At 71.7% G+C, this 16,912-nt stretch carries 16 protein-coding genes; 13 read left to right on the top strand and 3 right to left on the bottom strand.

The annotated features are described in order from the left end of the window. The first annotated feature begins 19 nt into the window (after nt 1–19). Together glnE and ASF45_RS04765 are read left to right on the top strand one after the other, a co-directional pair. The gene (glnE, locus tag ASF45_RS04770) at nt 20–2,737 is read left to right on the top strand and encodes a bifunctional [glutamate--ammonia ligase]-adenylyl-L-tyrosine phosphorylase/[glutamate--ammonia-ligase] adenylyltransferase (RefSeq protein WP_056657778.1); all 2,718 of its coding nucleotides are present in this window, start codon (nt 20–22) and stop codon (nt 2,735–2,737) included. A 27-nt stretch (nt 2,738–2,764) separates the two neighbouring features. Continuing rightward, nucleotides 2,765–3,502, top strand: a complete 738-nt coding sequence (locus ASF45_RS04765) for an IclR family transcriptional regulator (protein ID WP_056657775.1) — start codon at nt 2,765–2,767, stop codon at nt 3,500–3,502. Nucleotide 3,503: 1 nt separating this feature from the next. Here the strand turns inward: ASF45_RS04765 and ASF45_RS04760 are convergent, their stop codons facing one another. Further along, nucleotides 3,504–4,388, bottom strand: a complete 885-nt coding sequence (locus ASF45_RS04760) for a CoA ester lyase (RefSeq protein ID WP_056658112.1) — start codon at nt 4,386–4,388, stop codon at nt 3,504–3,506. Nucleotides 4,389–4,492: 104 nt separating this feature from the next. On the opposite strand from ASF45_RS04760, the gene ASF45_RS04755 reads away from it, so the two are divergent. From ASF45_RS04755 to ASF45_RS04720, 8 genes are read left to right on the top strand one after another with little or no spacing between them, the layout of a single operon-like run. Continuing rightward, nucleotides 4,493–5,854, top strand: a complete 1,362-nt coding sequence (locus ASF45_RS04755) for an MmgE/PrpD family protein (protein WP_056657771.1) — start codon at nt 4,493–4,495, stop codon at nt 5,852–5,854. Further along, nucleotides 5,851–6,348 carry a MaoC family dehydratase gene (locus tag ASF45_RS04750; RefSeq protein ID WP_056657767.1) on the top strand — a complete coding sequence of 166 codons (498 nt, stop codon included), beginning with the start codon at nt 5,851–5,853 and terminating at the stop codon, nt 6,346–6,348. Before ASF45_RS04755 ends, ASF45_RS04750 begins: the two co-directional genes overlap by 4 nt. Before the next feature lie 3 nt (nt 6,349–6,351). Beyond that, nucleotides 6,352–7,584: an acyl-CoA dehydrogenase family protein gene (locus ASF45_RS04745; RefSeq protein ID WP_056657764.1), complete on the top strand. Its 1,233-nt coding sequence runs from the start codon at nt 6,352–6,354 to the stop codon at nt 7,582–7,584. Continuing rightward, nucleotides 7,581–8,069, top strand: coding sequence for a MaoC family dehydratase (locus ASF45_RS04740; RefSeq protein WP_056657761.1), 489 nt, complete (start codon nt 7,581–7,583; stop codon nt 8,067–8,069). Before ASF45_RS04745 ends, ASF45_RS04740 begins: the two co-directional genes overlap by 4 nt. After that, on the top strand, nt 8,066–9,286 hold the full coding sequence (locus tag ASF45_RS04735) for a CaiB/BaiF CoA-transferase family protein (protein ID WP_056657757.1): 1,221 nt from the start codon (nt 8,066–8,068) through the stop codon (nt 9,284–9,286). The genes ASF45_RS04740 and ASF45_RS04735 overlap by 4 nt, the downstream gene beginning before the upstream one ends. 32 nt (nt 9,287–9,318) lie before the next feature. After that, nucleotides 9,319–10,230: a CoA ester lyase gene (locus ASF45_RS04730; RefSeq protein ID WP_056657753.1), complete on the top strand. Its 912-nt coding sequence runs from the start codon at nt 9,319–9,321 to the stop codon at nt 10,228–10,230. A gap of 35 nt (nt 10,231–10,265) precedes the next feature. Further along, entirely contained in the window at nt 10,266–11,285 is a 1,020-nt protein-coding gene (locus ASF45_RS04725; RefSeq protein ID WP_056657751.1) for a tripartite tricarboxylate transporter substrate binding protein, read from the top strand. 18 nt (nt 11,286–11,303) lie between these two features. Further along, nucleotides 11,304–12,278: a tripartite tricarboxylate transporter substrate binding protein gene (locus tag ASF45_RS04720; protein ID WP_056657747.1), complete on the top strand. Its 975-nt coding sequence runs from the start codon at nt 11,304–11,306 to the stop codon at nt 12,276–12,278. A gap of 108 nt (nt 12,279–12,386) precedes the next feature. Here the strand turns inward: ASF45_RS04720 and ASF45_RS04715 are convergent, their stop codons facing one another. Next, nucleotides 12,387–13,157 carry a helix-turn-helix transcriptional regulator gene (locus tag ASF45_RS04715; protein ID WP_056657743.1) on the bottom strand — a complete coding sequence of 257 codons (771 nt, stop codon included), beginning with the start codon at nt 13,155–13,157 and terminating at the stop codon, nt 12,387–12,389. Between the two features lie 92 nt (nt 13,158–13,249). Between ASF45_RS04715 and ASF45_RS04710 the strand changes: the two genes are divergently transcribed. Genes ASF45_RS04710 through ASF45_RS04700 form a run of 3 tightly spaced genes read left to right on the top strand, consistent with a single transcriptional unit; the run spans nt 13,250 to nt 15,869 of the window. Next, nucleotides 13,250–14,872, top strand: coding sequence for an FAD-dependent monooxygenase (locus ASF45_RS04710; protein ID WP_056657740.1), 1,623 nt, complete (start codon nt 13,250–13,252; stop codon nt 14,870–14,872). Beyond that, nucleotides 14,869–15,654, top strand: coding sequence for a class II aldolase/adducin family protein (locus tag ASF45_RS04705; protein WP_056657737.1), 786 nt, complete (start codon nt 14,869–14,871; stop codon nt 15,652–15,654). The genes ASF45_RS04710 and ASF45_RS04705 overlap by 4 nt, the downstream gene beginning before the upstream one ends. Beyond that, nucleotides 15,642–15,869, top strand: coding sequence for a DUF2783 domain-containing protein (locus ASF45_RS04700; RefSeq protein WP_056657733.1), 228 nt, complete (start codon nt 15,642–15,644; stop codon nt 15,867–15,869). The genes ASF45_RS04705 and ASF45_RS04700 overlap by 13 nt, the downstream gene beginning before the upstream one ends. Nucleotides 15,870–15,969: 100 nt before the next feature. Here the strand turns inward: ASF45_RS04700 and ASF45_RS04695 are convergent, their stop codons facing one another. Next, nucleotides 15,970–16,896 carry a LysR family transcriptional regulator gene (locus ASF45_RS04695; protein ID WP_056657730.1) on the bottom strand — a complete coding sequence of 309 codons (927 nt, stop codon included), beginning with the start codon at nt 16,894–16,896 and terminating at the stop codon, nt 15,970–15,972. Nucleotides 16,897–16,912 lie beyond the last annotated feature (16 nt).

The following is a 16,912-nucleotide window of genomic DNA, read 5'->3' as shown; positions in this document are numbered from 1 at the left end:
CCCTGCCGACCGCCCGGTCATGGCCTCGCATTCGCGCTTCGTGCAGCGCCTGCGCCGCCGCTACGCGGCCGAGCTGCCACTGCTGCCACCGGGCCCGCCGCGCAAGGCCGCCATGCAGGCCACGCTGGCGCAGCTGCTGGCCCAAGGCCACGGCTTCAGCGCGGCACTGCGCATGCTGCGCCAGTTGGTCATGGAGCGGCTGGTGGTGCTCGATTGCGAGCAGCAAGCCGAACTCGCGGTGGTCACCACCGCCGTCACCGAGCTGGCCGAACTGGCGCTCGACCAGGCCCTGCTGCAGGCAGAGCGCGAGCTCGACGAGCGCCACGGCATGCCTTGCACGGTCGACGGCCGGCGCGCCCAGTTGTGGGTCATCGGCATGGGCAAGCTCGGTGCGCGCGAGCTCAATGTCTCCAGCGACATCGACCTGATCTACATCTACGACCAGGACGGCGAGACCGCCGGCACGGCCGACGGGCGTGGCCGCATCAGCAACCACGAGTACTTCTCGCGCGCCATCAAGACCATCTACGCGCTGGTGGGCGACACCACCGAACACGGCTTCGTGTTCCGCGTCGACCTGGCATTGCGCCCACACGGCAACTCCGGCCCGCCGGCCGTCTCGCTGGGCGCGCTGGAGGACTACCTGCAGGTGCAGGGCCGCGAGTGGGAGCGCTTCGCCTGGCTCAAGAGCCGGGTGGTGGCGCCGCGCCGCTGCGTGGAGGACGGCTCGGCCAGCGAGCTGCGCAGCGTGGTGCTGCCCTTCGTGTTCCGCCGCTACCTGGACTACAACGTGTTCGAGGCGCTGCGCACGCTGCACCGGCAGATCCGCGAGCATGCCGCGCGCCGCGCCGCCGGCCACCCCGAGCGTGCCAACGACGTCAAGCTCTCGCGCGGCGGCATCCGCGAGATCGAGTTCATCGTGCAGCTGCTGCAGGTGGTGCGCGGTGGCCAGTTCCCCGAGCTGCGCACGCGCTCCACGCTGGACGCGCTGCCACGCCTGACACGCGCCGGGCTCATGCCCCAGGCCACGGCCGAGTCGCTGGCCAAGGCCTATGTGTTCCTGCGCCGCGTGGAGCACCGCATCCAGTACCTGGACGACCAGCAGACCCATGTGCTGCCCTCGGGCGACGACGACCTGGCCTGGATCGCCGAGACCATGGGCTATGCCTCGTGCTGCCCCTTCCTGTCCGAGCTGGACCAGCACCGCGAGTTCGTCGCCCAGGAATTCGACATCCTGCTCGGCGGTGACGCCAAGCCCTGCAAGGGCAACTGCAAGGGCGGCCCCAAGGCCCAGGGCACGGCCGCGGCACCGGACTTCGACGCCGTGCTCGAACGCCTGCCAGCCGACTTCCGCCAGCGCATCGAGGCCTGGCGCAACCATCCACGCGTGGCGGCGCTGCGCGACGAGAGCCGCGGCCGGCTGCTGCGCCTGGTGCAGCGCACGGCCGACTGGCTGCGTGACGAGCACCCGGGCGAAGGCATCGACGCGACGCACCGCCTGCAGGGCGCGCTGCGCTGGACCGACTGGGTCGAGCCGCTGCTGCGCCGCGAGAGCTACCTCGCGCTGCTGCTGGAGCGCCCGGCCACGCACGAGCGCCTGCTGCGCCTGCTGGGCGCGGCGCGCTGGCCGGCGCGCTACCTGCTGCGCCACCCTGGCGTGATCGACGAACTGGCTTCCGCCTCGATGCTGGCCGAACGCTTCGTGCCCGAGGCCTTCGAGCGCGAGCTGGAAGAGCGCCGGGCGTCGCTCGCCCGCACCGGAGAAGACGACGAGGAGGAGCTGCTCAACCTGCTGCGCCGCGCCCACCACGCCGAGGCCTTCCGCACGCTGGCCCGCGACGTGGAAGGCCGGCTGACCGTGGAGCAGGTCGCCGACGACCTCTCCGCACTGGCCGACACCATGCTGCGCGTGACGGCCCGCTGGTGCTGGCAGCGCCTGAAGAACGCGCACCGCGACGAGCCGCAGTACGCCATCATCGGCTACGGCAAGCTCGGCGGCAAAGAGCTGGGCTACGGCAGCGACCTGGACATCGTGTTCGTCTACGAAGACGAGGACGAGCGCGCCCCCGAGGCCTACGCCGCCTTCGTGCGCAAGATGATCAACTGGCTGACCGTCAAGACGCGCGAGGGCGACTTGTTCGAGATCGACACCGCGCTGCGGCCCAACGGCAACTCGGGCCTGCTCATCACGAGCTTCGAGTCCTATGCCAAGTACCAGAAGGGGCGTGGCAGCAACACCGCCTGGACCTGGGAGCACCAGGCCATGACGCGCGCGCGCTTCGTGGTCGGCATGGATGCGCTGCAGCCGCGCTTCGACGCCGTGCGCAGCGCCGTGGTCACGTCGGCGCGCGATCCGCAGGCGCTGCGCAGCGAGATCGTCGCCATGCGCGAGAAGGTGCGCGCCGCCCATCCGGTGCGCGGCGAGAAGTTCGACCTCAAGCACAGCCCCGGCGGCATGGTCGATGCCGAGTTCGCCGTGCAGTACCTGGTGCTGGCGCATTCCGCCCGGCATGCCGAGCTGATCGCCAACGTGGGCAACATCGCGCTGCTGCACCGCGCCGAGGCCTGCGGCCTGCTGCCCACGGGTGTGGGCCACGCCGCAGCCGATGCCTACCGCGAACTGCGCCACCTGCAGCACCGTGCGCGGCTGGACGAGGCGCCCACGCAGGTCGAGGCCGCCGACGTGGCCAGCGAGCGCGACGCCGTGCTGGCACTGTGGCACGCGGTGTTCGACTGACGCCGGTGCGGCCGCTCTAGCACGCGGATGGTCAAGTCCGCCGCCCGCGTCTTCGAGCTGCTGGAGCTGTTCGACGCCGAGCGCCGCCCGCTGCGCGTGACCGAGATCGTGCAGCGGCTGGACATGCCGCAGTCCAGCGTGTCGATGCTGCTCAAGACCATGGTGGCGCGCGGTTACATGGAGTTCGACGCGGCCGACCGCAGCTACTGCCCGTCGGTGCGGATCTCCTTCCTCAACGAATGGGCCATGCGCGCGCCGGGCCAGCGCCAGGACATGCAGGACGCCATGCGCCGGCTGGCCGACGACACCGGTGAATCCGTGCTGCTGGGCCGCCAGAGCGGCCTGCTGCTGCAGTACGTGTCCATCATCGAATCGCAGCGCGCGCTGCGCTTCTCGCCCTCGCCAGGCACCTTGCGGCCGCTGCACCGCACGGCCATCGGCATCATGCTGCTGAGCCGGCAGGACGACGAACGCATCGGCCTGCTGCTGCGCCGCTACAACGCCGAGAAGCTGGGGCCCACGGCGCGCATCGCCGAGACCTTCCGCGCCATCGCGTTCGCACGCGAGCACGGCTGGTACGAGTCGGCCAGCCTGGCCACGCCGGGCGCCGGCGTGATCGCCACGCTGCTGCCCACGCCGATCCGCCAGCAGCGCCTGGCCATCGGCGTGGGCGCGCCCGTGGACCGGCTGCACAAGCGCCGCCGGGCGCTGCTGGACGCCGTGCTGGCGGCCGCCCAGGCCACCGCCACGACGCAGGCCAAGTAGATCAGGTAGCGCGCGCGGCGATCGCCGCCTGCAGCGCCAGCAGGCGCTCGGCCTGGGCCAGGTGCAGGCGCTCGACCATGCGGCCGTCGATCTGGATCACGCCCGCCTGGGCATGCGCCGGCTGCGCGAAGGCGTCGACGACAGCACGGGCTTCGCGCAGCGCCGCCTCGGCCGGCGCAAAAGCCCGGTTGACCGCGTCCACCTGCGACGGGTGGATCAGCGTCTTGCCATCGAACCCCATCCTGACCGACTGCGCCAGCTCGGCCGCGAAGCCGGCCTGGTCCGCGAAGTCGTTCCACACCCCGTCCAGCACGCCCACGCCGAAGCGCCGGGCCGCCAGCACGCAGCGCATCAGCCAGGGCACCAGGTAAGCGCGCCCGTCGGCGGTGGACACGCCGGTCTCCTTGGCGATGTCGTTGGTGCCGACCACCAGGCAGTCCAGCCGCGTGCCGGCCTGCAGCAGGCAGGCGACGATGCCATCGAGCACGCTCAGCGCCCCGGCCATCTCCACCATCACCCACAGGCGGACGCGGGCGTCCAGGGGCGCCACCGCAGCGCACAAGGCTTCGGCATCCTGCACGCTGGCGAGCTTGGGCACCAGCAGCGCATCGGGCCGCACGCGCGCCACCAGCGCCAGGTCCTGCGCAAAGTCTGCGTCGGCCAGGCCGTTGCTGCGGACCACGCAGCACTGCGGCCCCGGCCTGCCCTGCGCGAAGGCCTGGGCGAGCTGCTCGCGCGCCGCCTGCTTCATGGCCGGTGCGACCGCATCCTCCAGGTCGAACACCACCGCATCGCAGGCCAGCGATGCGCACTTGGCGATGGCCCGCTGGTTGATCGCGGGAACGTAGAGCACCGAACGGCGCGGCATGGGCAAGGGCTGGGTCATCGCCGCAGTGTCGAGGCCATGGGCCATCGCATTCATCACATATGTGATGCATCTGGCGGCCGCTGGCTCGAATACTGGCGCCTCGTTCCAACCCACCGCCTGCCATGACCGCCACGCCACCACCGCCTCCGGGCGTCCCTGAAGCCACGCGCCTGCTGTCCGAATGGATCGCCGGCCTGCGCGACGAAGACCTCGGCGAGCGCGCCACCACCTGGGCCAGCCATGCGCTGCTCGACTGGCTGGCCGTGGCCATCGCAGGCCGCAGCGAGCCGCTGGTGCAGATGCTCGCGGAGCAATACGGCGGCAGCGGCGAGCAGCCCTGCACGCTGCTGGCGCGCGGTGCCGGCGCCAGGCCGCAGGATGCCGCGCTCATCAATGGCGCGGCCGGCCACGCACTGGATTTCGACGACGTGGCCAGCCGCATGTTCGGCCACCCCAGCGTGCCGGTCATTCCGGCCGCGCTGGCGCTGGCACAGGCGCACAAGGCCTCGGGTGCGGACCTGCTGCGCGCCATCGTCATCGGCCACGAGGTGGAAAGCCGCGTGGGCGAGATGGTCGGCCCCAGCCACTACCTGCACGGCTTCCACGCCACGGGCACGGTCGGCACGCTGGGCGCCGCGGCGGCCTGCGCCAGTCTGCTGCGGCTGGACGCGGGCCGCACCGCGCACGCGCTGGGCCTGGCCGCCACGCAGGCCGCCGGCCTCAAGTGCATGTTCGGCACCATGGCCAAGCCGCTGCATGCGGGCAAGGCCGCGATGAACGGGCTCATGGCCGCGCAGCTCGCGGCGCGCGGCTTCACCGCGAACACTGCCGCCATCGAATGCGCGCAGGGCTTCGCGCGCACGCTGGCGCCCGTGAGCCGCCCGCTCGCGCCCCTCGACACGCAGGCCGGCTTCGCCGTCGAGGCCACGCTGTTCAAGTACCACGCGGCCTGCTACCTCACGCACTCGGCGATCGAGGCGATCCGGCTGCTGCGCGCGCAGCACGGCCTGACGCTCGACGCCATGGAGGCGATGACGGTCACGGTGGCCATCAACCACCGCGGCGTCTGCGACATCGCAGAGCCCGACACGGGCCTGGCGCTCAAGTTCTCGCTGCAGCAGCTGGCCACGCTGGCGCTGGACGGCGCCGCCACGGCCAGCCTGGACCTCTACACCGATGCCACGGCCCGCGACCCGCGCTACGCCCAGGCGCGCCGGCGCGTGCAGCTGGTGTTCGTCGACGCGGAGGACCGCAACACCGCCCAGGTGGAGCTGCTGACCCGCGACGGCCGCCGGCTGCACCAGTCCGCCAACGTCGCCGTGCCGGCCACCGATCTGCCCGCGCAATGGGAGCGCCTCGCGGCCAAGGCGGGTGCCATCGCCACGCCGGTGCTGGGCGCCACGCGCTTCGCCCAGATGCTGGAGGCCGTGCGCACGCTGCGCACGGCCCCTTCCCTCCAACCACTCCTGCACGCCATCGCATGACTTCCAACGACGAGACCGTCGCCCGGCTGCACGCCCAGGCCCAGCTGCGCCCGCGCGGCAACCGCTACGAGGACTTCGAACCCGGCCGGCGCTTCGTGCACCACTGGGGCCGCACCGTCACGGCCGCGGACAACACGCTGTTCTCCACGCTGACGCTGCACTACAACCCGCACTACACCAACGAGGCCTATGCCCAGGCGCATGGCCACCGCACGGTGCCGGTCAACCCGCTGCTGGTCTTCAACACCGTGTTCGGCCTGTCGGTCGAAGACCTGTCCGAAGGCGGCGGCCCCTTCCTCGGCGTGGATGCATTGCGCTACCTCGTCGACGTCTACCCCGGCGACACGCTGTACGCGCGCTCGGAGGTGGTGGCCGCGCGGCTGGCCAGCCGGCCCGGCTACGGCATCGTCACCTGGCACACCACGGGCGCGAACCAGCACGGCCAGGACGTCATTGACTTCCAACGCTCCAACCTCGTCAAAACAAGGAACTGACCCATGTCTCAGGACGGACAAGGCTACATGACCGACGAGCGCCGCATGATCCGCGACGCCGCCCGCGAATTCACGATGAAGGAGGTGCTGCCGGTCGCCAACCAGCTCGACGGCCCGGAGGGCGAGATCCCGATGGCGCTGCGCCAGAAGATGGCCGACATGGGCTACTTCGGCATCATGGTCCCGGAGGAGTACGGCGGCCTGGGCCTGGGCTACTTCGAGTACTGCCTGATCTGCGAGCAGCTCGCGCGCGGCTGGATGTCGGTGGCCTCCATCGTGGCGCGCGCCCAGGGCGGCTGGATCAAGTCGGCCATGCCCGAGGCCATGCGCCAGCGCTACCTGCCGCGCGTGGTGCGCGGCGAGTTCCTGAACGCCAGCGCATTGTCCGAGCCCGACACCGGCTCGGACCTGGCCTCGATCTCGTGCCGCGCCGTGCGCGACGGCGACGACTGGGTGCTGACCGGCAACAAGTACTGGTGCACCTTCGCCGACGGTGCCGACTACATCACGCTCTTCGCGCGCACCGCGCCGCCGCCCAGCGCCGACAAGCGCCACCTGGGCCTGTCGTGCTTCCTGATCGAGAAGGAGCGCGGCGGCTTTCCCAAGGGCATGACGGGCGCGCCGATTCCCAAGATCGGCTACTTCGGCTGGAAGACCTACGAGCTCGCGCTGGACGGCCTGCGCGTGCCGGCCTCCGGCCTGATCGGCGAGGAGGGCAAGGCCTTCCTGCTGATGACCAAGGGCCTGGAGGGCGCGCGCGCCCACACCGCCGCGCGCGCCATCGGCCTGGCCCAGGGCGCGCTGGAAGACGCCACCGCCTACGCGCTGGAGCGCAAGCAGTTTGGCATGCCGATCGCCGAGTACCAGGCCATCCGCTTCAAGCTCGCGACCATGGCCACCGAGATCGAGGCCGCGCGCCAGCTCATGCACTTCGTCTGCAGCGAACTCGACAGCGGCCGGCGCTGCGACAAGGAAGCCTCCATGGCCAAGTACTTCGCCTCCGAGATGGCCGAGCGCGTGACCTCCGAGGCGCTGCAGATCTTCGGCGGCGCCGGCTACACCAAGCTGTTCGCGGTGGAGCGCTACTGGCGCGACGCGCGGCTGACCAAGATCTTCGAGGGCACCTCGGAGATCCAGCAGCGCATCATCGCCACGCACCTGCTCGGCAAGTCCGAGGTGGAGAGCATGATCGCTGCGCGCGCGTTCGAGAAGCAGGCCAAGCGGGAGGCAGCATGAAGACTGCCGCACTCTGCAGCGCCGACAACTGGTTCGAGGACTTCACGCCCGGCCGCCTGATCCGCCACGCGCGCGGCAAGACCGTGACCGAGATGGACAACGTGCTCATCACCAACATGGTGATGAACACGGCCGAGGGCCATTTCAACGAACACGCGATGCGCCGGGCCGAAGGCGGCATCTTCGCGCAGCGCGTGGTGTTCGGCGGCATCAACCTGTCCATGGTGCTGGGCCTGGCGGCGCAGGACACGGCCGAGCACTGCCTGCGCGAGCTCGCGCTGGACCAGATCCGCCTGTCGCACCCGGTGTTCCATGGCGACACGCTGTACGCCTTCAGCGAGGTGCTGGCGCAGGAGGAGGCCGACCGCCCCGACGCGGGCGTGGTGCGCTTTCGCCACTACGGCATCAACCAGGACGACAAGCTCTGCGTGCAGGCCGAACGCAGCGTGCTGCTCAAGCGCAAGAGCCACTGGGCCGAGCGATGAAGGGCGCGCTCGACGGCCTGGTCGTGCTGGACTTGACGCGCATGCTGGCCGGCCCCTACGCCACCATGATGCTGGCCGACCAGGGCGCGCGCGTGGTCAAGATCGAACCGCCGGGCGGGGACGGCACCCGCCGCAACGGCCCGCACCTGGAGGGCGCCTTGCGCATGGAGGGCGGCGGCTTCGGCGCCTACTTCGCGTCGATCAACCGCAACAAGGAATCGCTGACGCTGGACCTCAAGACCGCGGCCGGCAAGGCCGCGTTGTTGAAGCTCGTGGCCCAGGCCGATGTGCTGGTGGAGAACTACCGCGCCGGCGTGATGGAGCGCCTAGGCCTGGGCTACGAGACGCTGCGCGAACACAACCCGCGGCTGGTCTACGCCGCGTTGCGCGGCTTCGGCGACCCGCGCAGCGGCGCCAGTCCCTACGCCCACTGGCCGGCCTACGACCCGGTGGCGCAGGCCATGGGCGGCATCATGGGCATCACCGGCCCCCAGCCCGGCGGCGCGCCGACCAAGATCGGTCCCGGCGTCGGCGACATCGCGCCGGCCATGTTCCTGGCCTACGGCATCGCTGCGGCCTGCTGGCAGGCCCAGCGCAGCGGCCAGGGCCAGTTCGTCGACGTGGCCATGGTCGACGCCGTGCTGGCCGTCTGCGAACGCATGGTGTTCCAGCACAGCGCCACGGGCGAGGTGCCGGGCCCCGAGGGCAACGGCCACCCGCTGCTGTGCCCCTTCGGCCTGTTCCCGGCGCGCGACGGCCATGTGAGCCTGGGCGTGCCGAACGACCGCTTCTGGGCGCCGCTGGCCCGCCTGATGGGCCAGCCCGAACTGGCCACCGACCCGCGCTACGCCAGCAGCGAGGCCCGGCTGGCCCGGCGCGCAGAGGTCGACCGCATCGTCGGCGCCTGGACCGCACGCCACAGCAAGGCCGAACTGGCCGCGCTGCTGGGCGGCGAGATCCCGTTCGGCCCGGTGTTCGGCGCCGACGACATCTTCGCCGACCCGCACTTCCGCGCCCGCGCCATGCTGGTCGAGACCGAACAGCCCGGCGCCGCCCGCCCGCTGACCGTGGCCGGCACGCCCGTGCACCTGCACGGCACGCCGGGCGGCGTGCGCCGGCGCGCGCCGCTGGCCGGCGAGCACACGCAGCAGGTGCTGCAGGACTTCGGCTTCGCCGCCGACGAGATCGCGGCGCTGCAGGCCGCGGCCGCGCGCTGACCCCTTCCCTCCCCTTCCAAGGAATCCACCCCATGCCACAACGCCCCCAACGCCTGCGCCGCTGCCAGCTCTCCGTGCCCGGCTCCAGCGAGAAGATGATGCAGAAAGCCGCCGCACTCGGCGTCGACTTCGTGTTCCTGGACCTGGAGGACGCGGTCGCGCCGTCCGAGAAGCGCGGCGCGCGCGCCAAGATCGTCGAGGCCCTCAACACGCTGGACTGGGGCCGCACCACGCGCTGCGTGCGCATCAACGACCTCACGACCGAGTACGCCTACGAGGACATCATCGAGGTCGTCGAGGGCGCGCGCGAGAACCTGGACGTGCTCATGCTGCCCAAGGCCATGTCGGCCGCCGACGTGCAGTTCGTCGACAAGCTGCTCTCGATGATGGAGAAGAAGCTCGGCCTGCAAAAGCGCATCGGCATCGACGTGCTGATCGAGGAGGTCGAGGCCATGATGCAGGTCGAGCAGATCGCCGCGTCCACGCCGCGTCTCGAATGCCTGATCTTCGGCATGGGCGACTACTCTGCCAGCCAGGGCATCTCGCTGCGCGACATCGGCGGGCCCAGCGGCTACCCCGGCGACATCTGGAGCTACCAGCGCCACAAGCTCACGATCGCGGCGCGTGCGCACCGGCTCGACGCCGTGGACGGCCCCTTCGCCGACTTCAAGTCGCCCGACACCTTCCGCGAGGAGTGCAAGCGTGCGATGACGCTGGGCATGGTCGGCAAGTGGGCCATCCACCCGTCGCAGGTGGCGCTGGCGCAGGAGGCCTTCTCGCCTCAGGCCGAGGACGTGGCGCGTGCGCGCCAGATGATCCGCGCCTACGACGAGGCCCTGGCCCAGGGCCTGGGCGCCGTGCAGTACGAGGGAAAGATGATCGACATCGCGTCGGTCCGCATCGTGCGCAACCTCGTGGACCGTGCCGACCGCATCGGCATGTAGAGCCCAGCCGGCCTGAACCACAACGAAGGAGACACATGAACGACGACCGATCCACCACGGCCCCGCCCACGCGACGCCAGCTGCTCGCCACCGGCGCGGGCCTGTTCGGCGCGCTGGCCCTGCCGCGCCACGTGCACGCCGCCGACAACTGGCCCACCAAGCCCATCCGCATCATCGCGGCGCAGGCGCCGGGCTCGTCCAACGATGCCACGGCACGTGCGCTGGCCGAGTTCCTGACCGGGCACCTGGGCACCCCGGTCGTGGTGGAGAACCGGCCCGGTGGCATCGGCATGATCGCGGCCGACGCGGTCGCACGCTCGGCCCCCGACGGCTACACGCTCCTGATCACGCTGCACAGCCAGCTCGCGCAGGCGCCGGTGCTGCTCAAGAAGGCACCGCTGGACACGTCCAAGGACCTGGTCCCGATCGCCGCGTTCGGCACCGGCACCTCGCCCCTGGTCGTCAAGAAGGACCTGCCGGTGCAGAACGTCAAGGAGCTGGTGGAGCTGGCGCGCCAGCGCGTGGTCTCGGTCGGCAACTACGGCATCGGCTCGGGCTGGCAGATCATGGTGAACCAGCTGGCCAAGGAGACCGGCGCGCAGTTCAACATCGTCAACTACAAGGGCACGGGGCCGATGGTGTTCGACCTCATGGCCGGCAACATCGACATCGGCGCGGGCTCGATGGCGGGCATGGCGCCCGGCATCAAGAACGGCGCCTTCCGCCCCATCGTGGTGATCTCGGGCCAGCGCTCCGAGCGGCTGCTGCCCGGCGTGCCGACCTGGGCCGAGGCGGGCTTCAGCGGCCCGGCCTTCGACGACCTGCGCGAGAGCAACATGGTGCTCGGCCCGGCCCAACTGCCGCCGGCCATCGTGCAGCGGCTCGCCGAGGCCGCACGGCTGTCGGCGTCGCAGTCCGAGCCCATGAGGAACGTGCTGAACCAGCTCGGCGTGGAAGGCCCGCCGTGGACCGGCAACGAACTGACGGAGTTCATCGCGCGCTCGTGGCCGACTTACCGGACGATGACGCGCGAGCTGGGCCTGCAAGTGCAGTAGCGCCACACGAGGACAGGCATGCAACGTTGCGAACTCCTGCGCGCCGGTGCGGCAGCACTCGGCCTGGCGCTGCTCCCGGGCCGGCCGCGCGCGAGCCGGTATCCCAACCGGCCGGTCCGGCTGCTGGTGGGCTTTCCCGCAGGCTCGGCCAGCGATGCGCGGGCGCGCCTGGCGGCCCAGCATCTCGGCGCTGCGCTGCAGCAGCCCTTCGTCGTCGAGAACATTCCCGGCAATGCCGCGACCCTGGCCGCCAGCCTGGCCCTGCGCGCCGAGGCCGACGGCCACACGCTGCTGGTGTCGTCGCACGGGCCGCTGGTCATCGCGCCGCTGGTCAACCCCCATGTGAAGCTGGACCCTGCGCGTGCGTTCGCCACGCTGGGCCTGCTGTCCAACGGCGGCTACGTGCTGCTGGTCCGGGCCGATGCACCGTACCGCAGCGTCGCCGACCTGGTGGTCGCGGCCCGGGCCCGGCCCGGCAAGCTGAGCTACTCGTCCAGCGGCACCGGCAGCGGCAACCACCTGCTGATGGAAATGCTCAAGCAGGCCACCGGCACCGACCTGCTGCACGTGCCGTACAAGGGCGCCAGCCCCTCGCTCAACGACCTGGCGGGCGGCATCGTCGATGCCAGCTTCGAGACCTGGATCCCGGCCGCGCCGCTGGTGGAGGCCGGCAAGCTGCGGCCGCTGGCGGTCACCGCGGCGCAGCGCGAGGCCTTCCTGCCCAGAACGCCGACGCTGGCCGAGGCGGGCCATCCCGAAGTCAACGGCGACTTCTGGGTCGGCCTGTTCGCACCGGCGGCCACGCCGCGGCCCGTGCAGGCCCTGCTCGCGCAGGCCACGCGCCAGATGCTCGCGCTGCCGGAGTACCAGGCCGCCGTGCAGCAGGCGGGTTCGGGCGTCAAACTGCTCGACGATGCGGAACTGGCGGGCTTCCTGCCGCAGGAGGTCGCACGCTGGCGGCCGGTGCTGCAGCGGCTGAAGCTGGCGGCGTAGCGGGCCCGCCAAGACCTGCGGCCTCTGCGACGCCTGCGCCGATGCGCAGCTCTGTCTGCTTGCGCTGCACGGCCACGGCCCACACCAGGGCCCCGCCCCGGGCCTTGGTCAGGTCCGACCGCGCAGCAGGTCCTTGACCGAGCGCAGGCCCAGCCGCCGGAACGCGCGGTACTGCAGCGTGCGCACCGTGCTCAGCGCCACGCCCAGGTCCTGCGCCGCCTCCTTGGCCGTGCGGCCGGCCGCGAGCCGGTCCAGCACCTCGCGCTCGCGCGGGCTCAGGCGCAGCAGCGCGCCCGCCAGCCCGGCCGCCACGGGGGCGCCGGCCGCCACCACGCGGCCATGCGCGGCCGTGGCCTCGGCCAACAGCGCCGCGTGCGCCTCCAGCAACGCGAAATCCGCCGCCGCGAACGCCGGCTGCGCGAGGCTGCGGTAGCAACTGATGGCCGCACGCTGCCCGCTCGGCGAGAGCACCAGCACCGAGGCGCGCTCGCGGATGCCGACCTCGGTGTAGCAGGCCGCGCGGTAGGCCGCGTCGGCCAGCTCGTCGCCGCGGTGGTGGCCCAGCCACAGCTGGGCGCGTGCCGGCCGCTTGCGCGCGGCCAGCCAGACCAGCATGGGATCGACGCGGTCGAAGCGCTCGGCCACGTAGCGGCCGGCCGTGCGCTCGGCCGTGTCGCCGTAGCTGCTGGCGGCCGACACGGTCTCGATGCGGCCGCTGGCGCCCACCGCGAACACGGTGCAGAAGGTCACGGGCAGCAGCTCCTGCAACGCCGCCAGGTAGTGCGCAGCGAGCCGCGCCGTGCCCACGCCGGCCAGCACGCCGCCGACCACGCGGGCGGCCAGCGCCTGGTCTGTGGGGGTGATGCGCCAACGTTGCATGGGGGTTTGTCCTTGTCATCAGAAGTTACTACACACGGCAGTGCTCCGGCTCCGGACAATCCCGCCACCGCGTCGAACCCGAGGAGACCAAGATGCCCGCGCCCCCGCCCCCGTCCGTCGGCGACTTCCACTACACCCGCCATGCGCCACGGCTGCCGCCGCTGCAGGACGGCCGCGACGCCCGCCGCCATGCCGTGGCCATCGCCGGCGGCGGCCCGGTCGGCATGGCGCTGGCACTGGGCCTGGCCCAGCAGGGCGTGGCCAGCGTGCTGCTGGAGGCCGACGACACGGTCTGCACCGGCAGCCGCGCGATCTGCGTGTCGCGCCGCAGCCTGCAGATCCTGCAGCGCCTGGGCGCGCTCGACGCCTTCCTCGCCAAGGGGCTGCCCTGGACCGCCGGGCGCAGCTTCTACCAGACCACCGAGGTGCTGCGCTTCGCCATGCCGCACGACACCGGCCAGAAGCTGCCGCCGATGCTGAACCTGTCGCAGTACTACATCGAGCAGTTCCTGCTCGACGCGATCGCGCGCTGCAATGCGGCCCGACCGGGCATGATCGACCTGCGCTGGGGCACGGCGCTGAGCGGCTTCACGCAGCAGGCCGATGGCGTGCAACTGCAGGCCTGCAATGCGCTGGGCGACTACGCGCTCGATGCCGACTGGCTGGTGGCCTGCGACGGCGGCCAGAGCTTCGTGCGCAAGGCGCTGGGGCTGGAGCTGCACGGCGCGGCATACGAGGGCCGCTACGTGATCATCGACATCGAACTGCCGAGCCGGCACCCGGTCGAGCGCCGCGCCTGGTTCGACCCGCCCTGGCACCGCGGCGGCACCGTGCTGATGCACCCGCAGCCCGACGACATCTGGCGCATCGACTACCAGCTGCGCGCCGGCCAGAGCACCGAGGAAGCACTCACGCCCGCGGCCGTGCAGGCCTTCGTGCAGCGCCACCTGGACGCCATCGGCGAAGGCCACCTGCCCTGGAAGCCGGTCTGGACCTCGGTCTACCGTGCCGGCGCGATGACGCTTTCCAGCTACCGCCACGGCCGCGTGCTCTTCGCCGGCAACGCCGCCCATGCCCTGCCGATCTTCGGCGTGCGCGGCCTCAACTCGGGCTTCGACGATGCCGACAACCTGGCCTGGAAGCTGGCGCTGGTGGCGCAGGACCGGGCCGGCGGCGCGCTGCTGGACAGCTACTCGCACGAGCGCATCGGCGCCTTCCACACCAACGCGGAGAACGCCATGCGCAGCACCGAGTTCATGTCGCCGCCCTCGCGCGGCTTCGACCTGCTGCGCGAGGCCGCGCTGTCGCTGGCCGAACGCCACCGCGGCATCGCCCAGCTCATCAACCCGCGCCAGACCGAGGCCGTGCGCTATGTGGACTCGCCGCTGTCCACACCGGACGCCCACGCCATCGCCGGCCCGTTGCCTGGCGAGGTGTTGGCCGACCGGCCGCTGCCCGGCGGCGGCCACCTGCTCGACCGCATCGGCCCGGGCTTCACGCTGCTGTGCCGGCCGTCGCTCGCTGCGGTGCTCGTTGATGACGCCGACGCGCTACCGCTGGCGTTGCTGCCGCTGCAGAGCGACGACGGCGCCACGCTGCTGCTGCGCCCCGACGGCCATGTGGCCGCGCGCTGGCCCGACCTGCCGCCGGCCGGCGCGCTGGCCCGGGCGCTCGCGCGCGCCACCTGCATCCACCACGAGGAGACCATTGCATGAACACCGTCCAAGACCCGCTTCCCGCCGCGCTGGCAGCCTGCCCGCGCGGCATCGCGCCCACCGAATGGCAGGCCCGGCTGCAGTTGGCCGCCTGCTACCGCATCTTCGACTTCTGGGGCTGGAGCGAAGGCATCTACAACCACATCTCGCTGCGCGTTCCGGGGCCCGAGCACCACTTCCTGCTCAACCCCTTCGGCCTGCACTACGGCGAGGTCACGGCCTCCAATCTCGTCAAGGTCGACCTGGACGGCCGCCTGCTCAGCGACAGCCCCTGGCCCATCAACCCGGCCGGCTTCACGCCGCACGCCACGCTGCACCGCCACCTGGCGGGCGCGCAGTGCGTGATGCACACCCACACCACGGCCGGCATGGCCGTGGCCTGCAGCGCGCAGGGCCTGGAGACCACGAACTTCTACGCGGCCCAGCTCAGCGACCGCGTGGCCTACCACGACTTCGAGGGCATCACGCTGCACGCCGACGAGGGCCCGCGCCTGCTGGCCAGCGTGGGCCAGCGCCAGGCCGTGATCCTGCGCAACCATGGCCTCCTGGTCTGGAGCGAGACGCTGCCCAAGGCGCTGTACACGCTGTGGGCGCTGCAGCGCGCTTGCGAGGTGCAGGTGGCCGGCGCGGCGCTGGGCCCGCGCCAGCCCATCGGCCAGGCCGTGCGCCAGGGCTGCGTGGAGGATGCGCGCCGCTTCCTGGGCGGCGCCGCCATGGGCCAGGACCTGTTCGCCGCGATGCTGCGGCGCATCGACCGGCTGGACCCGTCATGGAAGCAGTGAACGCCCTGCCCGCGGACGCGCGCGACCGTCTGTACGCGGCCTGCGCCCAGGCCGTCACCGAGGCCGGCCCCGCACGCGAGGCCTTGTTCCTGGCGCGGCTGGCGCTGCTGCTCATGGAGCAGGTCGGCGACGAGGCGCGCTGCCAGGAGGCACTCGCCGAGGCCCTGCACGCCCTGCCCCTGCCATCCCTGTCCAGCCACGCGAACGGAGACTGAATCCTGGCCGCTGCAACGCCGCCCTGCGCGCTGGCCTGGCCACGCCGGCCGCGTGCCTTCGCCGTGTCCGGGCAGCGCGCAGCCGATCCGCCGGCCCACACTACGGCGCGACGCCGCGGCCTTCTGCCAACTCTGCGCTGAACGCCTGGGCCTGGGCCACGACCCAGGCCTGGAACGTTGCCACCGCGGACGAGACCGGGCGGTGGCTGGGATAGAGCAGGCAGTAGCGCTTCTCGTGGCGGATGGGAAGGTCCAACGGAATGGCCAGCTCGCCCCGGCGCACATCGTCCTGGATGTAGAAGCGCGGCACCAGGCCGGCACCGAGCCCGGCCTTGGCGGCATCGATCACGGTCGAATACAGCTCGAAGCGCATCGCCGGCACCACGCTGCCCGGCATGCAGCCCGCCAGCGTGAACCAGCGTTGCCAGGCTTCCGGACGCGAGCGCTTGACCAGCAAGGGCACCCCGGCAAGACGCTCCGGATCCCGCAGCGCCTGCACGTCGTGGTGGCGCGGGCTCACGACCGGCACCACCTCCTCGTCGAACAGGTGGACCTTGTGCACGCCTTCCCAGGAACCATCGTCGAAGTGCAGCGCCGCGTCGAAAGGCGTCCCACGGAACAGGAACGGGTCTGCGCGCTCCCCGATGTTGACGGAGATGCGTGGATGGGCGGTCCGGAACCCGTGCAGGCGCGGCAGCAGCCAGCGGGCGGCGAAGGTCGGGATGACCGCCAGCTCCAGCACGCCGCCGCCGTTCCTGCTGTTCATCAGAGCCAGGGTCTGTGCCTCCATTTCGTCCAGGCCTGGCCGGATGGCGGCAGCGTAGCGGCTTCCGAGCTCGGTGAGTTCGACCTGCTTCTTCTCGCGGCTGAACAGGCGCACGCCCACGTAGTTCTCCAGCGTCGCGATCTGGCGGCTCACGGCGCTCTCGGTCATGTACAGCTCGGCCGCGGCGCGCGCAAAGCTGCCATGCCGGGCCGCGGCTTCGAGAACGGACAACGCAATCGTGCTGGGGATCTTGCGCTTCATGCGACCGGATTGTGCG

Source organism: Pseudorhodoferax sp. Leaf265 (genome assembly GCF_001422365.1).
Lineage (GTDB): Bacteria > Pseudomonadota > Gammaproteobacteria > Burkholderiales > Burkholderiaceae_C > Pseudorhodoferax.
This window is presented reverse-complemented; position numbering and strand designations above follow the sequence as displayed.

Excerpts from the sequence above, each read along its gene's own strand:
- glnE (WP_056657778.1), top strand. The coding sequence starts at position 20 with ATGGCCTCGCATTCGCGCTTCGTGCAGCGCCTGCGCCGCCGCTACGCG.
- ASF45_RS04765 (WP_056657775.1), top strand. The coding sequence starts at position 2,765 with ATGGTCAAGTCCGCCGCCCGCGTCTTCGAGCTGCTGGAGCTGTTCGAC.
- ASF45_RS04760 (WP_056658112.1), bottom strand. The coding sequence starts at position 4,388 with ATGACCCAGCCCTTGCCCATGCCGCGCCGTTCGGTGCTCTACGTTCCC.
- ASF45_RS04755 (WP_056657771.1), top strand. The coding sequence starts at position 4,493 with ATGACCGCCACGCCACCACCGCCTCCGGGCGTCCCTGAAGCCACGCGC.
- ASF45_RS04750 (WP_056657767.1), top strand. The coding sequence starts at position 5,851 with ATGACTTCCAACGACGAGACCGTCGCCCGGCTGCACGCCCAGGCCCAG.
- ASF45_RS04745 (WP_056657764.1), top strand. The coding sequence starts at position 6,352 with ATGTCTCAGGACGGACAAGGCTACATGACCGACGAGCGCCGCATGATC.
- ASF45_RS04740 (WP_056657761.1), top strand. The coding sequence starts at position 7,581 with ATGAAGACTGCCGCACTCTGCAGCGCCGACAACTGGTTCGAGGACTTC.
- ASF45_RS04735 (WP_056657757.1), top strand. The coding sequence starts at position 8,066 with ATGAAGGGCGCGCTCGACGGCCTGGTCGTGCTGGACTTGACGCGCATG.
- ASF45_RS04730 (WP_056657753.1), top strand. The coding sequence starts at position 9,319 with ATGCCACAACGCCCCCAACGCCTGCGCCGCTGCCAGCTCTCCGTGCCC.
- ASF45_RS04725 (WP_056657751.1), top strand. The coding sequence starts at position 10,266 with ATGAACGACGACCGATCCACCACGGCCCCGCCCACGCGACGCCAGCTG.
- ASF45_RS04720 (WP_056657747.1), top strand. The coding sequence starts at position 11,304 with ATGCAACGTTGCGAACTCCTGCGCGCCGGTGCGGCAGCACTCGGCCTG.
- ASF45_RS04715 (WP_056657743.1), bottom strand. The coding sequence starts at position 13,157 with ATGCAACGTTGGCGCATCACCCCCACAGACCAGGCGCTGGCCGCCCGC.
- ASF45_RS04710 (WP_056657740.1), top strand. The coding sequence starts at position 13,250 with ATGCCCGCGCCCCCGCCCCCGTCCGTCGGCGACTTCCACTACACCCGC.
- ASF45_RS04705 (WP_056657737.1), top strand. The coding sequence starts at position 14,869 with ATGAACACCGTCCAAGACCCGCTTCCCGCCGCGCTGGCAGCCTGCCCG.
- ASF45_RS04700 (WP_056657733.1), top strand. The coding sequence starts at position 15,642 with ATGGAAGCAGTGAACGCCCTGCCCGCGGACGCGCGCGACCGTCTGTAC.
- ASF45_RS04695 (WP_056657730.1), bottom strand. The coding sequence starts at position 16,896 with ATGAAGCGCAAGATCCCCAGCACGATTGCGTTGTCCGTTCTCGAAGCC.